Origin of the sequence: Yersinia sp. SCPM-O-B-9106 (C-191) (assembly GCF_026183365.1) — a bacterium.
GTDB classification, from domain to species: Bacteria; Pseudomonadota; Gammaproteobacteria; order Enterobacterales; family Enterobacteriaceae; genus Yersinia; species Yersinia rochesterensis.
Genome location: NZ_CP110791.1, coordinates 3,486,194 through 3,501,209, shown reverse-complemented (window position 1 = coordinate 3,501,209; position 15,016 = coordinate 3,486,194). Strand labels below are relative to the sequence as shown.

The following is a 15,016-nucleotide window of genomic DNA, read 5'->3' as shown; positions in this document are numbered from 1 at the left end:
CTTTGGATAGTCAGTAACCGAAATAGCGTACCAACAAAACAGTACCGGAAATCAGCAATAAGATATTTATTATTCTAATCAGTTGTTCGCGGCTGATCCCTAAGCTGATTTTATTGGCAATTGCTAATCCGACCAATATCCCCGGCACCAATAGCAATACCATCCATAATATCGACAAATCCATATAGACTCCGGCCAGAGCAAATAAAATTACTCGGGTTAAGGTGCTTAGGCCGATAAGTGTTGTCTGTGTAATCCGTAAATTATCTTTGTTGGTTATCCGCCCTGATAAATAAATAGCATATATAAACCCACCGCTACCAAATAATGCACTGAAAATACCGCCAATTAAGCCAAAAGGAATAGCGGCAGCGGATTTGAATTGCCCTTGCGGTTTACGCCGACTGAGGGCGTAAATTGCATATAAAATAACAAATATGCCTAATGCTAATAACAAAATATCGGGGCGGGTTCGCAGCAATATTGTCGCGCCTATTAGGCTCCCAAGAATCATCAATGGGACCAAGCGCTTAAGCTCTGCAATGTCTGCATGGCGGCTATGACGTGCTACGTTGGTGATTGCAGCAACCATATCAACAATAGCTAGCAATGGGACAATTTTTGCTACGGGGATAAATAGTGCTAAAACCGGACTGGCAATTAACGCGGAACCAAAGCCAGTAATACCAAAAATAATGTAGGCAATGACCATAGTGGAGAAAATTACCACCATTTCGAAAACGGTAAGTCCAACGTCCATTTGTTCAATCTGCCAGCTGTGGTTAAGAGAGTAATGATCAATACTATAAACACTTTATTGCGAATAGTTGTTATTCAAAATTGAACAGTTATCAGTTGGTCACAATTTTAGCCATAAAAAAGGGCACAGCGCACTGTGCCCTTTATACCCATGACAATTAGTGGCGGCGGTAGCTCTTCTGCGCACTATTTACTTTCACCAGATAGCGGCGAGATTCACCGGATGGGTGTTTGGTGGTTAGCGTTTGGAATACATCGCCCGGAGCCATACTATTAATAATATTAACCGCTTGGTTTTTGTCGCTAGAGAATACCCGTAACACACTGCCGGCACCGCCATTATAGGAGGTAATAACTGCATAACGCCGCGAGGTGGCATTTTGAATACCGCCCAAATAGGTATTTTGCAGAATAGATAGATAGGCTGTGCCAGCATCAATATTGTTAGCAGGATCAAACAGATAGCTGCGGCTCGGCTGACCACTTTTGCCTTTCAGTTTGTAGACGTCCCGCCCAGCAGTATGCTGAACAACCTGCATCAGGCCGAGTGCATCAGAGCCACTAACCGCATATGGGTTAAAGCTTGATTCAGTTTGCATAATAGCCAGAATTAATGACTCTTCTACGCCATATTTCTCAGCCGATTGCCGCACCAGTGGCAGATATTTATGCGCACGTTTATCCAGATGGTTCGGCACTAATTGCAAGGTTACCGACCAGATAACATGCAAACCAGAGGTACGCTTTTGCATTTTGTTTTGCAGTAAATAATCAGCAAAATGTGCAGCTCGCCATTCCCAACGAATAGGCTCGCCGTTGTTATCTAGTACCTGCCCATAGAGGAAAGGTTCTTTGCTGATCTGGATGTCATTAGCATCAGAATAGAGGTCGATCGAGCCAGGATCATCGCCCATTAATAACGTGGTAATAATCGCCTGACGTAAGTGAGCCGCCGGATCAGTCGTGGCAATAGTTTCAACTGTAATGGTACCAGCATCAAAGTTGATATGGCTGCGGGTTTGATATTGATCTGTATACTTAACGTAATCTTTTGGGCCCGCGATTAAGACTTCTTTTAATCCCCAAATATTTTCGATGTTATGGGCAAACTGGCCCATTAAAATTTCAAAACCGTTGGTGTCTTTGACAAAGGCTTCGTTTTCTGCCTGATTTTTATTGCCTGAACAAGACACTAACAATGGTGCAATAACCAACAAAGCTAAAATTTTCTTCATCTTACAAGCCATATCTTGATGAGGAATGTCCCCGTTAGGGAATAAATAACAGCGGGGCCAGCATAGGCCCCGTAATAGGTTACTGACTCGGCGGAGTATAACCTTCAATATGAACATCCTGCCCTTCGAACAGGAAATTGACCATTTCTTGTTCCAGCAATTTTCGGTCTTCTACATTCATCATGCTGAGCTTTTTCTCATTAATCAGCATGGTTTGTTTAGTTATCCATTGTGACCAAGCTTCTTTTGAGATTTCGTTATAGATACGTTTGCCGATTTCGCCTGGATACAGCTGAAAATCTTGCCCCTCAGCATCCTTTTTTAAAAACGTGCAAAAAATCGTTCTGCTCATGCTAAATCCTCTTTGATGACGATCGTCAAATACAGCTATTGGGGTAGACGGCGGTGCTGCCCATTATTGTTTTACTAACTTTTCTTTTGCTAATTCTTCTTTTGCTAACTGAAGTAATAAGCGCTCAACAGGGGCGGCCAATCCTACCGACGGCGGCTGTGCTAAGTTATACCAGAGACCCGCTCCATCATCCATGCATCCATGTCCTGATGCAGTATTCAGCCACATAGGGACAATATCCAGATGGAAGTGACTGAAGGTGTGACGAAAAGCAGTTAACTGCTGTAATTCGCTGGCGACCATGCCACGTTGTTGTAACCAACTATCCAGACTCTCTTGTTCCGCAAATTGCGGGAAACAAAACAATCCGCCCCATAATCCCACGGGAGGCCGCTGTTCGAGCCACACCTGAGAGCCGTTTTGCAGCAACAGAAAATAGGCTGTTTTTTCCGGTATTGTTTGTTTGGGTTTTTTACCCGGATAGCGCGCCCAGCTATGGTTGGCATAAGCGAGACACCCCATATTCAGTGGGCAAAGTTCGCATTTGGGTTTAGAACGGGTGCAAACAATTGCGCCTAAATCCATCATGGCCTGATTAAACTGACCCACTCCCTTGGCGGGGGTGACATCTTCACTGATTTGCCACAGTCGTCCTTCGACCTCTTTTTTACCCGGCCATCCCTCAACGGCATAGCAACGAGCTAGAACTCGCTTCACATTACCGTCTAAAATTGGGAAATGTTGCCCCAAAGAGAGTGATAAAATAGCACCCGCAGTGGAGCGGCCAATGCCGGGCAGTGCGAGTATGTCATCAAAAGTCGTGGGGAATTCGCCCTGATGGCTTTCAACAACAGTTTGGGCGGCTTTATGCAGGTTTCTGGCGCGGGCGTAATAACCCAACCCAGTCCACAAATGCAAAACTTCGTCCAGCGGAGCTGCCGCCAAAGCACGGATATCAGGGAAGCGCAGTATAAAACGTTGGAAATAAGGAATGACGGTCGCAACCTGCGTTTGTTGCAACATCACTTCTGATAGCCAGACTTGATAAGGTGTTTTATCCAATTGCCATGGCAATGTTTTGCGGCCAAAGCTTTGGTACCACTCAAGTACCACGTGCGCGAATTGTTGCGCTTGCATCATAAGCAGGTATCGATATCCGGCAGAGAAATAAATTAGGGTTGGATTGCAGCATAGACTCCCCAGACTGTAAACCCCCTTCATTCTTGACGCCACAGCGGCGTTAGCGGCATTCAATTAGCCAGTTTGGGCATTAATCTATTATTTACAGCTTAATTTTGTACTTATGACCGCCAGAGTTGATAAACTGGCGTATCTTTGCATAATGCGCGTTCGTATACGCAACCAACAGACAGAAAGCACCATGATAAATGACGTCATATCTCCGGAATTTGATGAAAACGGTCGCGCTATGCGCCGTATTCGTAGTTTTGTCCGCCGTCAGGGGCGCCTGACCAAAGGCCAACAACTGGCGCTTGATAACTACTGGCCGGTGATGGGCGTAGAATATCAGCCAACCCCTGTTGATTTTACAGCCTTATTTGGCCGTGAAGCGCCCGTGGTATTGGAAATTGGCTTTGGTATGGGAACCTCGCTGGTCACTATGGCGGCCAGTAATCCGCAGCAGAATTTCCTGGGGATAGAAGTACACTCTCCGGGCGTGGGTGCTTGCTTGGGCTCAGCTCATGACGCGGGTCTGAGTAACTTGCGGGTTATGTGCCATGATGCGGTCGAAGTGCTGGAAAATATGATCCCGGATGCTTCATTGGACATGGTTCAGTTGTTTTTCCCTGATCCATGGCACAAAGCACGCCATAATAAACGTCGTATCGTGCAGGCACCTTTTGTCGAATTGGTAAAAAGTAAATTAAAAGTGGGCGGCGTGTTCCATATGGCGACCGACTGGCAGCATTATGCGGAACATATGCTGGAGGTTATGTCAGGTGCGAACGGGTACCACAACCTGTCAGAGCAGAATGATTATGTGCCTCGTCCGGACTCGCGTCCGCTGACAAAATTTGAATTACGTGGCCAGCGCCTGGGACATGGCGTTTGGGATCTGATGTTTGAGAGGAAAGAATAATGGCTAATAATCGTAGTCGTCGTTTACGCAAAAAAATGCATATCGATGAGTTTCAAGAATTAGGTTTTTCTGTAAAGTGGACCTTCCCAGAAGGGACCAGTGTTGATGTTATTGACGAAACTGTCGATGCTTTCATTGATGAAGTTATTGAAGCAAACGGCTTGGCATTTGATGGCAGCGGCTATTTGCAGTGGGAAGGCCTGATTTGCCTGCAAGAAATTGGTCATTGCACGGATGAACACCGTGCGTTAGTGACTAAATGGCTGGAAGCGCGCAAATTGAAAGATGTAGAAACCAGTGAACTGTTTGATATCTGGTGGGATTGATCTTCCGTTTTAACGGTAGATAATCAATAAGGGCGCCTAAGCAGGCGCCTTTGTTTTTATCAGGCGTAGTTAGCGGAAACGGTTACCGGAGATTGATTGGGAGCATCATTGTGGCAGCAGCTTTAGGGGTGATAACAGGTTTAGATAATGCCTTGTTGGCGGATATCTTGCAGCAGGTACGCCCGCTGATTGGTCGGGGGAAAGTGGCGGATTATATCCCCGCCTTGGCTGAAGTCTCGGCTGACAACTTGGGTATCGCGGTCTGTACGTTGGATGGCACAATATTTCAGGCCGGGGATGCCGATGAGCGCTTCTCTATTCAATCGATTTCAAAAGTATTAAGTCTGACTCTGGCATTATCGCGTTACGGGGAACAGGAAGTATGGCAGCGGGTTGGCAAAGAACCCTCAGGTCAGCCATTTAACTCATTGGTGCAGTTAGAGTTAGAAAAAGGTAAACCGCGTAACCCATTTATTAATCCAGGGGCGCTGGTAGTCTGCGATATGTTGCAAAGCCGCCTTAGCGCACCGAAACAACGAATGTTGGAAGTGGTGCGCCAGCTAGTGAATGACGATAGCATTAGCTACGATACTCGCGTCGCGCGATCAGAATTTGAAAACTCCGATCGGAATGCGGCCATCGCCTATTTGATGAAGTCTTTCGGTAATTTCAACAATGATGTACTGACGGTGCTTCAGACCTATTTTCACTATTGCGCCATGCGCATGAGTTGTGTCGAACTGGCCCGCTGCTTTGTCTATCTGGCAAATCAGGGGCGCAGTACTAGTGGGCAAGACCCGCTGATTACACCGATGCAGGCGCGACAGATTAATGCTCTGATGATTACCAGTGGTATGTATGATGGAGCCGGTGAATTTGCCTTCCGCGTGGGTATGCCGGGTAAGTCCGGTGTTGGCGGTGGGATTATTGCCATTGTACCCGATGAGTTGTGTATTGCGGTTTGGTCACCCGAATTAGACCACGCAGGGAACTCTCTGGCCGGAACCGCTGCCTTAGAGCTACTGGCACAGCGGATTGGCCGCTCCATTTTTTAGGACAGCTCCCCTTCATGTCTAAAGTAAATTCTGGCAGGGTGGGGATTAGCACGTTATAAATAGCCATAGAAATACCGGATGGCACAGCTTCTCAGGAGTCTTATGTTAGTTAAAATGAAAGCATTACGAACGGCGGGGCTAGCGGTATTGATGCTGACGGCCTGGCAGGCACAAGCTGATTATCAGTGCAGTGTAAAGCCGCAGGATGATGTGATTATCAGCCCGCAATCTGTGCAGGTGGTGGGAGCCAGCGGTAATTTACAGATTTCGCCTGACGGTGATGTTACCCGTAATGGCAAGACATTAACTGTGACCGATGCACAACGCCAACAGGCTTTCCGCTATCAAACGGCATTGCGCAAAGATTTGCCGTGGATAGAAAATGGCGCGCAGCAACACCTGGAAAAAGCACGGGTTTCTCTGGATAAAGTGATTGTTCAGCAATTGGGAACCAGCAGCAATGTGCGTAACCGGCTGACAACCTTGAGTGACCAGCTTAAGCAACAAATGAGCCGAATTATTGAGAAGCGCAGCGACGGTTTAGCTTTCCACCATAAAGCTATTGATCAAGTCGAAAAAGATGGCCGCCAGTTGGTACAACAAAGCATGGGCGGTGTGTTGCAAGATAGCCTGAATGAGATGGGCGTTAAGCAGGCGACCAGTAGCAGTGGCGGTAATAATCCATTGCAGGCCATTATGGGTAATCTGGGTGGGTTGCAGCAGGCTATCCAAAACGAATGGAATAATCAGGAGCAGGATTTCCAACAGTTCGGGCACGAGGTGTGTGGGCGTGTGACGACATTGGAGCAGCAGCGTAAGGATTTACTCAAAGCATTAAACTAATATACCCGTCATACTTCAAGCTGCATGTGCGTTGGCTGCTTTCGCTCACCCGATGAACTTACCTAAGTAAGTTCATCGGGATTTGCTCAATTGCCGTCTTCCTGCAACTCGAATTATTTTGGGTATATACTCGCCGTCTTTCTAGGCGCAGGGTTGTTGGCCGCTATCACTTACCCAAGTCATTGAGTTATCTCAACTCCTTGGGTTCATTCTATTGCCGCCTACCTGCAACTCGAAATCTATTAGGTATAACGTGATTCTGGTTTGGCAGGTTCAGACTGAGAATGCCGTCTGAACCTGTTTTTCTCACTTATTTTTATAAAATCTCAATTAGCTTTACAAAAACAGTTCTAACAGCGAGTTAAGGAATAACTTTCCTTTCTCGGTGATCTGCCAGTATTCCTCTGTTTCGATTAAATATTCTTTCGCTAATGCTTCATCCAACTGCGGGCGAATGATGCTTTCAGCTAACCCGGTAAAATGGGTGAAATCTGCGCGCGGTGCAGCCTCTAGCAAACGGAAGCGGTTCATAAAGAACTCAAAAGGCCGGTCAGCGGCTTCGACTTCATATTGCTTATCCAGATATTTGCCCTGCATAAAGCCACGGGGATGCTTGGTTTTTATGGTGCGTAAGATCCGCCCATCACTAAAAGTGATTTTACCGTGAGCACCACAGCCAATCCCCAGATAATCGCCAAAACGCCAATAGTTGAGATTATGCTGACATTGATAGCCCGGTTTGGCATAGGCCGAGGTTTCATATTGCTGATATCCGGCGGCACTCAATAACTGATGGCCTTGCTGGAAAATATCCCATAGCGCATCGTCATCTGGCAGTGTCGGAGGGCGCGAACTGAAGCCGGTGTTTGGCTCAATGGTCAACTGATACCAAGACAGGTGTGGTGGATTTAAAGCAATGGCCTGGCGCAAATCATCCAGTGCTTCTTCCAGTGACTGATCCGGCAAACCGTGCATTAAGTCCAGATTAAAACTGCGCAGCTCCAGTGAGGTCGCCAGTTCTGCGGCCCGTTTTGCCTCATCCGGCCCGTGTATCCGCCCCAACCGCGTTAATTTCTCGGCACTGAAGCTTTGCACCCCAATGGAGATGCGATTGATACCCGCGCGCTGATAGCCGCTGAAACGCTCTGCTTCAACGGCACCGGGGTTGGCTTCCATGGTGATTTCAGCATCAATGGCGAGTGGCAATCTGGCACGAACGCCATCGAGCAACTGCTGCATAGCCTCGGCGCTGAGCAAGCTTGGTGTGCCGCCACCAATAAAAATGGTGCTAATCTCGCGGCCGCTGACCAGAGGCACATCTGCATCAAGGTCCGCTAGCAAGTGCTCTACATATTCCTGATGGGGGACATCGCCTTTCAGTGCATGGGAATTAAAGTCACAGTAAGGGCATTTCTGCACACACCAGGGAATGTGAATGTAGAGACTGAGCGGGGGTAATTTAAGCATTACGCAAGGCATCCAGCATCAGTTTCAGTGCTTGACCACGATGGGAAACAGCGTGTTTTTCTTCGCGCGTCAATTCCGCTGCGGTTTTACCCAGTTCTGGGACATAGAAAATGGGGTCATAACCAAATCCAGCAGCACCAGCAGGTTGGTGAGCAATCACACCCGGCCATTGACCATGGAATACCAATGGCGTTGGATCTTCCGCATGGCGCATATAAACCAGCACACAATGGAATTGAGCACCGCGCTGTTCATCAGGAATATCTTTCAATGCGACCAGCAGTTTCTCAAGGTTTTCTTGATCACTGGCCTCAGTGCCCGCATAGCGTGCGGAGTAAATCCCCGGCGCTCCGCCTAGAGCATCAACAGCTAAGCCGGAGTCATCTGCGATAGCCGGCAAACCTGTGGCTTGTGCGGCATGGCGTGCTTTTAATATAGCGTTTTCAATGAAAGTTAAGCCAGTTTCTTCGGCAGATTCGACACCCAGTTCGGTTTGCGCGATGACATCCAAACCAAAGTCGGCCAGCAAGTTTGCCAACTCACGCACTTTACCGGGGTTACCGGTGGCTAATACTATTTTTTGCATGGAAGAGTCCTGAATTTCATTCAATCGCCCAATTCTAGCGGGAAGTATTTATCATTCGAGCAGTGCTGCCACTTCGGGCGGGATCTGTTGCGGGTTAACGATTTTGATCTGTTTATGCCGCCCCAGTTCGCCCTTTTCGATAATCACCTGGCTTTTCGCTACGCGGAACTGTTTAGCGATAAATTTAACCAAATGAGCATTCGCTTGACCATCAACGGGTGGGGCGGTAATGGCGACTTTAAGTTCATCGCCATGTAAACCGACTATCTGATCACGGCTGGCTTTCGGCTGAATATATAGCTTGAGTGCCAGCCCGTCCAGCACCCGGGTGACGGCACTCACAGTATGAACCAAAGCTCGCCTAGCAGATCCGTACCTAAATAGTTGAACAGATACAGAATAAGAATCACCACCATCGCCGAGAAATCGATACCGCCCATGGCAGGTAAAATACGGCGAATTGGTGCCATTAGAGGTTCAGTTAACTGATAAAGCAGGTAATCCATTGGGCTGCGGCCCTGACTGACCCAGCTCATCAGCGCCCGAATAATCATCACCCAGAAAATGAGATAACCAACTGCTTTGACTAATGAAATAACACCGAACAACAAGTTATACGGGCTGAGTGACATTGAACCGCTCTGAATCAGCACCAACAGTGGGTACTTGATGGTCATCAGCAGAAATGCCAACAGCAAAGATGCACTGTCGATCGGCCCCAGAGAAGGGATAATCCGGCGCAACGGACCAACAATTGGCTGGGTGATTTTCACCACAAATTGTGAGAACGGGTTATAAAAATCGCTGTGAACCCACTGCATCCAGATGCGCAACAGCAGTACCATCACATACAGGTCAATGACCGTTTTTGCCAGAAAAGTCAGCGTTAGCATGAGTTGCCTTAATCCTTTATTCAATATGGTATGCAGGTAAATAGACCGTCTATTTACCTACTTTATAGGCCCCTATCTTAACGGGAAAGCATTAGGGCCAGTGTCGGGTTTTGTAAATTTTGCCGTGGTTAGAACAGCTTTTCCATTTCTTTTGCTCGCACAATGGCGGCTTGCATGGCATTGGAGACAATTTCTGGCAAATGCTGTTCGTTAAATACTCGAATTGCCTCAGCGGTCGTGCCCCCTTTCGACATTACCTGTTCACGCAGTGTTGAAAGCGGTAATTGCGGGTTAGCCTCCACTAATGCTGTCGCCCCGGACGCCGCTTGCTGTACCAGCATACGGGCAGTTTCACTGTCAAAACCTAATTTTTCAGCTTCTTGCTGCATTGCTTCCATAAATAAGAAGAAATAAGCGGGCGCACTGCCTGCGGCAGCAATAATGCTGTTGATGCCATTTTCATCATTCACCCAACAAACTTTACCCACTGAACTCATCAGTGAAGCCGTGAAATCACGGTCATCCTGCGAGACTTGCTCCGGTGCATAAAGGCCGCTCATCCCTTTCCCCACCAGCGATGGTGTGTTGGGCATAATTCGCACCAGATTGAGATTCTCGCCCAGTAGCGCATAAAAACGGGCCACCTGCACACCCGCAGCAATAGACAGCACCAGCTTGCCGGTGAAATTGATACTTTCCTGCAACGGCTGACATACTGCCGCCATTAATTGGGGCTTAACGGCTAAAACTACCACCTCGGCTTTTTTCGCTTCGGCAATGTTGTCGTCACTACTGATAACACCAAATTCAGCGGCCAAAGCATCTCGGTTTTTAGCGGAAGGCGCACAAACGCTGATCATTTTAGCGGGGTAACCACCGGCCACTAAACCCGCGATAATTGCCCGCGCCATATTGCCCGCGCCAATGAATGTAATGTTGCGATGTTTCATTAAATCAATTCTCCTCATCCACTGCGTATTTGAAGCCACAGCGGTGTTAGCATCTCTCACTCACCCGAATCACTTACTTGTGTAAGCTCATCGGGATTCGCTCTTTTGCTGCCTTGCCGCGACTCCAACTACTTTGGAGATCCCCTTTGTATTTGAAGCCGCCGGCGGTTAAGCGCGGGAGCCAAAAATGGCGGTACCAATGCGCACTAAAGTACTGCCCGCGGCAATAGCGGCAGCCATATCATCCGTCATCCCCATGGAAAGCGTATCCATCTGAGGGTGGCGGGTTTTTAAAGTCAAGAACGCCTGATTCATTTGCTCAAATACCGCCAATTGCCGCTGATAATCCGTTTCAGGGGCCGGAATAGCCATTAGCCCGCGTAAATGTAGGTTAGGCAGCTCATTGATACTGGCCGCTAAAGCAGGTAATTCCGCCAGTGCTATACCTGATTTACTCTGCTCATCACTGATATTGACCTGAATCAGGACGTTCAGCGCTGGCATGTCGGGCGGGCGTTGAGCACTTAAGCGCTGTGCAAGCTTGAGCCTATCCACGGCATGGCACCAGGCAAAATTTTCTGCCACTAATCTGCTTTTATTTGATTGCAGCGGGCCGATAAAGTGCCATTCAAGATTTGCTGTGGGGGCGTTATCTGCAAAATAGTGGATTTTATCCACCCCTTCCTGCACATAGTTTTCACCAAAGGCATATTGCCCTGCTGCGATGGCCTCTTCGATAGCGGTCACAGGCTTGGTTTTACTGACTGCAAGTAATGTCACTTCTTCTGGAGAGCGCCCGCAATTGCGTGCAGCGGTTGTGATTTGCGCTCTGACATCCTGTAGATTCTGCTCAATTGTGCTCATATGGACCCAGGAGTTTGATATGGATTTCACCCGTCTGGATAATAAAAACACAGACTTGGATAACCCCGTATTTAGTGGTGTTTTCACTGAATACATTGATTTAGAAAACCCTGAACATGCCGATGGTGACTTCAATGAACAGGATTTTGCCGATAAGGTGGCGGCTAGTGTAAATCATAATGCATCCGATCTGCACCTTTGTACCGGCGATCATCCGGTATTGCGTATTGATGGTGAATTGAAAACCTTCACTCATTGGCCACGCGTCAATGCCAATTGGCTGAGCGGCCTTAGCCGATATTTATTGAGCGAAGTGCAACAAAGGCAATTGCAGCAAAGTGGGCAAGTGGATTGTGCTTACACCACCAGTGCCGGGCAACGGTTGCGGGCGAATGTTTTCCAGCAACAGCAGGGGCGCTCGATAGCCTTTCGTGTCATTTCTGCAACTAGCCCATCACTGGATGAATTGGATGTTCCACCCATTATCAATCAACTCATCGAGCAAGAGAATGGATTAATTCTAATTACCGGCGCGACAGGCAGTGGCAAAACAACCACATTGAGCGCGATGATAAGTGCCATGAATCAAAAACAAGCGCGTCATATCATCACACTGGAAGATCCAATCGAATTTCTTCATAGCAGCAAAACATGTTTGATCCAGCAACGGGAATTGGGCCGTCATACTCATTCTTTCAGTAGCGCCTTAACTGGGGCATTGCGGCAAGATCCAGATATCATTTTGCTGGGTGAACTGCGGGATCAAGAGACAATTCGTTTAGCATTAACCGCTGCTGAAACCGGGCATTTGGTGTTAGCCACATTACATACCCGCACCGCGACCCAAGCAATTGATAGGCTGGTGGATGTTTTTCCCGCAGCAGAGAAAACGGCGATTCAGGCGCAATTGGCTGCCAGTTTACGTGCCGTTATTGCACAAAAATTGTGTCATAAAGTCGGCGGTGGGCGCATGGCTGTATTTGAAATTCTGACCCAAACCACGGCAGCCAGCCATTTAATTCGTGAAGGTAAAACCTACCAGCTTCCCTCAGTGATACAGACGGGTGGGCAATGGGGGATGCAAACTTTTGAACAAAGCATGGCGCAGCGGCAAAAACAGGGCATATTGGCCGAGCAGTATGTGAGTCAATTGAGATAGAGCCGCTAACACCGCTGCGGCTTCAATTAAAAAGAGGTTACCCAAAGTAATTGGTGTTGCAGCAAGGCAGCAAACGAAAGCATCCCGATGAGCTTACATTAGTAAGTGATTCGGGTAAGTGAGAGCCGTTAACACCGCAGCGGCTTCAATTAAAAAGAGGTTACCCAAAGTAATTGGTGTTGCAGCAAGGCAGCAAACGAAAGCATCCCGATGAGCTTACATTAGTAAGTGATTCGGGTAAGTGAGAGCCGCTAACACCGCTGCGGCTCCAATTAAAAAGGGTACTAGGCTGCGGGGATCTGCTGGGTAATACAATGAATATTACCGCCACCTAACAGGATCTCGCGGGCAGGGACGCCGACAATCGTATAGTCAGGGAATATCTGCTGCAATAGGCCATGCGCCAGCCCATCTGTGCGGCTGTCCAACAGTGGATAAATAATCTGTTGATTGCTGATTAGGAAGTTGACGTAAGACCCCGCTAACCGCTCACCAGCGGTACGTGGCACCGCATCACTGGACAGCACATCAAAAGTCTCGGCTTCAGTATTATACAGTGGGCCGGGTGCTGGTAGCTTCCAAATTTTCAGCTTACGGCCTTTGGCATCGACGGCATTGGATAAAACGTCAAAGGCAGCAACCGAACGCGCATATTGCGGGTCCTGTTGATCATCAGTCCAATGCAGGGCGACCTCGCCTGGACGGACAAAACAGCACATATTGTCGATATGACCATCAGTCTCATCGTTATAGACGCCGTCCTGTAACCAGATGAAATGCGTGACGCCAAGGTATTCATGCAACAACTGTTCAATCTGCGCCTGATTCAGATGCGGGTTGCGGTTTGGATTCAGCAAACATTCAGCGGTGGTCAGTAAAGTGCCTTCGCCATCAGTATGAATAGAGCCACCTTCCAGCACCAACGGTGCGCTGTAATGGGCATTATTCAAGAAGTCACTGACTTGGACGGCAATTTTCTCATCTTGCTGCCAATTGGCATACAAACCGCCGTTAAGACCGCCCCAGGCATTAAATTGCCAGTCAACAGCGCGGCGTTCACCGGCACCATTGATGACCATTGTCGGGCCGGTATCACGCATCCATGCATCATCGCTGGCCATTTCTATCAGGGTAACATTGGCCGGGAGGGTGGTTTTTGCCTGCGCCATAAACTCAGCCGGCACCCCCATAAAGACCGGTGTTGTGCGGCTGATGGCTTCCGCCACTTTGGCAAACGTCTGTTGAGCGGGAATACCTTTGCCACGCCAGTTGTCCTGACGATACGGCCACAGCATCCAGACAGCATCTTGCGGTGCCCATTCGGCGGGCATAAAGAAGCCATCTTGCTGCGGAGTACCCGGCAGTGCTTGAGATGCCGTATCGGGTAAAATCGGGTCTTTTACAGACATAAATTATCTCCGGGTTTTGCCGTCAGAAGTGGCGAGTGCCTGATACATTTCCGGGCGGCGATCGCGGAACAAGCCCCATGAAGCGCGTTGAGCGGCGATTTCTTGCAAATCGAACTCATGCACCAAAACAGCTTCGTCGGTTTTATTCGCCTGCGCCACCAGCGCACCAGTTTGGTCTGCAATAAATGAGGATCCGTAGAAAGTCATTTCCAGACCATCGATATATTTGCTTTTCTCAGTACCAATGCGGTTAGAAGCAATCACTGGCACCAGGTTTGCCGCGGCATGACCCTGCTGAACACGAGTCCAGTGCGGCTGGCTGTCGATGTCAGGATAAGCTGGCTCAGAACCAATGGCCGTTGGGTAGAAAATGATTTCCGCGCCCAGTAATGCCAGACTGCGGGCAGTTTCCGGGAACCACTGATCCCAACAGATACCTACACCGACTTTGGCGTAGCGGGTCTGCCAGACTTTAAAACCGGTATCACCGGGGATAAAGAATTGTTTTTCTTGATAAGCAGGGCCATTAGGAATGTGAGTTTTGCGATACACATCCAGCACTGAGCCGTCAGCATCAATCATGACCAGCGAGTTATAATATGCGTTGTTGGCTTTCTCAAAGAAACTCAGTGGCAATACCACTTCCAGCTCGGCCGCCAGCTTGGAAAAATGTTTGATAAGCGGGCTACTATCCAGCTCTTGGGCTAGTGCATAGTGCTCAGGGCTTTGGTCGATGCAGAAATAAGGAGCGGCAAATAGCTCCTGAATCAGGATGATTTGTGCGCCTTTGGCGTGCGCATCACGTACCAGTTTCTCGGCATTTTCAATGTTCTTAGGCAGGTCCCAGGAACAGGCCATTTGAGTCGCAGCAACAGTTACTTTTGTCATGAGAAAACCTCAATAAATGTAAAAAACACCCGCGAGGGTGTGCAATATTTTGAGCCGCTGATTGGCATCCATCCAGTATACAATTGTGCGGGGATGGGTGCCACGCTATACCAGATTTGTCGGGGTAGG

Annotated in this window: 17 protein-coding genes; 5 read left to right on the top strand and 12 right to left on the bottom strand. The window is 48.3% G+C overall.

Annotated elements, in window-relative coordinates; translation table 11 throughout:
• Positions 1 to 10 precede the first annotated feature (10 nt).
• The 4 genes from OP863_RS16025 to mutY all read right to left on the bottom strand — a co-directional run bounded on the left by OP863_RS16025 (position 11) and on the right by mutY (position 3,486).
• A complete protein-coding gene (locus OP863_RS16025) occupies positions 11 to 760 on the bottom strand; it encodes a sulfite exporter TauE/SafE family protein (protein WP_265525537.1) in 750 nt (249 codons plus the stop codon).
• Positions 761 to 917: 157 nt separating this feature from the next.
• Positions 918 to 1,994, bottom strand: coding sequence for a membrane-bound lytic murein transglycosylase MltC (mltC, locus tag OP863_RS16020; protein WP_038630978.1), 1,077 nt, complete (start codon positions 1,992 to 1,994; stop codon positions 918 to 920).
• Between the two features lie 79 nt (positions 1,995 to 2,073).
• Positions 2,074 to 2,346, bottom strand: coding sequence for an oxidative damage protection protein (locus OP863_RS16015; protein WP_004391023.1), 273 nt, complete (start codon positions 2,344 to 2,346; stop codon positions 2,074 to 2,076).
• Positions 2,347 to 2,409: 63 nt separating this feature from the next.
• Positions 2,410 to 3,486 (bottom strand): A/G-specific adenine glycosylase, encoded by a 1,077-nt coding sequence (gene mutY, locus OP863_RS16010; protein WP_265525536.1) that lies wholly within the window; start codon positions 3,484 to 3,486, stop codon positions 2,410 to 2,412.
• A gap of 241 nt (positions 3,487 to 3,727) precedes the next feature.
• On the opposite strand from mutY, the gene trmB reads away from it, so the two are divergent.
• The 4 genes from trmB (at position 3,728) to OP863_RS15990 (ending at position 6,671) form a co-directional block, all read left to right on the top strand.
• Positions 3,728 to 4,447 (top strand): tRNA (guanosine(46)-N7)-methyltransferase TrmB, encoded by a 720-nt coding sequence (trmB, locus tag OP863_RS16005; RefSeq protein WP_265526275.1) that lies wholly within the window; start codon positions 3,728 to 3,730, stop codon positions 4,445 to 4,447.
• Positions 4,447 to 4,773 carry a YggL family protein gene (locus OP863_RS16000; RefSeq protein WP_038630982.1) on the top strand — a complete coding sequence of 109 codons (327 nt, stop codon included), beginning with the start codon at positions 4,447 to 4,449 and terminating at the stop codon, positions 4,771 to 4,773. Before trmB ends, OP863_RS16000 begins: the two co-directional genes overlap by 1 nt.
• 128 nt (positions 4,774 to 4,901) lie before the next feature.
• The gene (glsB, locus tag OP863_RS15995) at positions 4,902 to 5,828 is read left to right on the top strand and encodes a glutaminase B (RefSeq protein WP_265526273.1); all 927 of its coding nucleotides are present in this window, start codon (positions 4,902 to 4,904) and stop codon (positions 5,826 to 5,828) included.
• Positions 5,829 to 5,930: 102 nt separating this feature from the next.
• Entirely contained in the window at positions 5,931 to 6,671 is a 741-nt protein-coding gene (locus tag OP863_RS15990) for a DUF2884 domain-containing protein (protein ID WP_038630984.1), read from the top strand.
• Between the two features lie 336 nt (positions 6,672 to 7,007).
• Here OP863_RS15990 and hemW read toward each other — a convergent pair whose 3' ends face one another.
• From hemW to OP863_RS15960, 6 genes are all read right to left on the bottom strand, one after another.
• On the bottom strand, positions 7,008 to 8,138 hold the full coding sequence (hemW, locus tag OP863_RS15985) for a radical SAM family heme chaperone HemW (RefSeq protein WP_050292360.1): 1,131 nt from the start codon (positions 8,136 to 8,138) through the stop codon (positions 7,008 to 7,010).
• The gene (locus OP863_RS15980; protein ID WP_145589627.1) at positions 8,131 to 8,724 is read right to left on the bottom strand and encodes an XTP/dITP diphosphatase; all 594 of its coding nucleotides are present in this window, start codon (positions 8,722 to 8,724) and stop codon (positions 8,131 to 8,133) included. The genes hemW and OP863_RS15980 overlap by 8 nt, the downstream gene beginning before the upstream one ends.
• A gap of 51 nt (positions 8,725 to 8,775) precedes the next feature.
• Positions 8,776 to 9,066, bottom strand: a complete 291-nt coding sequence (gene yggU / locus OP863_RS15975; protein WP_145589626.1) for a DUF167 family protein YggU — start codon at positions 9,064 to 9,066, stop codon at positions 8,776 to 8,778.
• Entirely contained in the window at positions 9,063 to 9,617 is a 555-nt protein-coding gene (locus OP863_RS15970; RefSeq protein ID WP_004391013.1) for a YggT family protein, read from the bottom strand. Before OP863_RS15970 ends, yggU begins: the two co-directional genes overlap by 4 nt.
• Before the next feature lie 128 nt (positions 9,618 to 9,745).
• Positions 9,746 to 10,567 (bottom strand): pyrroline-5-carboxylate reductase, encoded by an 822-nt coding sequence (gene proC, locus OP863_RS15965; protein WP_265525535.1) that lies wholly within the window; start codon positions 10,565 to 10,567, stop codon positions 9,746 to 9,748.
• A gap of 168 nt (positions 10,568 to 10,735) precedes the next feature.
• The gene (locus OP863_RS15960; protein WP_265525534.1) at positions 10,736 to 11,431 is read right to left on the bottom strand and encodes a YggS family pyridoxal phosphate-dependent enzyme; all 696 of its coding nucleotides are present in this window, start codon (positions 11,429 to 11,431) and stop codon (positions 10,736 to 10,738) included.
• A gap of 19 nt (positions 11,432 to 11,450) precedes the next feature.
• On the opposite strand from OP863_RS15960, the gene OP863_RS15955 reads away from it, so the two are divergent.
• On the top strand, positions 11,451 to 12,590 hold the full coding sequence (locus tag OP863_RS15955; protein ID WP_265525533.1) for a type IV pilus twitching motility protein PilT: 1,140 nt from the start codon (positions 11,451 to 11,453) through the stop codon (positions 12,588 to 12,590).
• Between the two features lie 284 nt (positions 12,591 to 12,874).
• Here OP863_RS15955 and aguA read toward each other — a convergent pair whose 3' ends face one another.
• Both aguA and aguB read right to left on the bottom strand, forming a co-directional pair.
• Complete coding sequence (aguA, locus tag OP863_RS15950; protein WP_265525532.1) at positions 12,875 to 13,999, bottom strand: agmatine deiminase; 1,125 nt, start codon at positions 13,997 to 13,999, stop codon at positions 12,875 to 12,877.
• A gap of 3 nt (positions 14,000 to 14,002) precedes the next feature.
• Positions 14,003 to 14,887: an N-carbamoylputrescine amidase gene (gene aguB, locus OP863_RS15945; RefSeq protein WP_038631004.1), complete on the bottom strand. Its 885-nt coding sequence runs from the start codon at positions 14,885 to 14,887 to the stop codon at positions 14,003 to 14,005.
• Between the last annotated feature and the right edge of the window lie 129 nt (positions 14,888 to 15,016).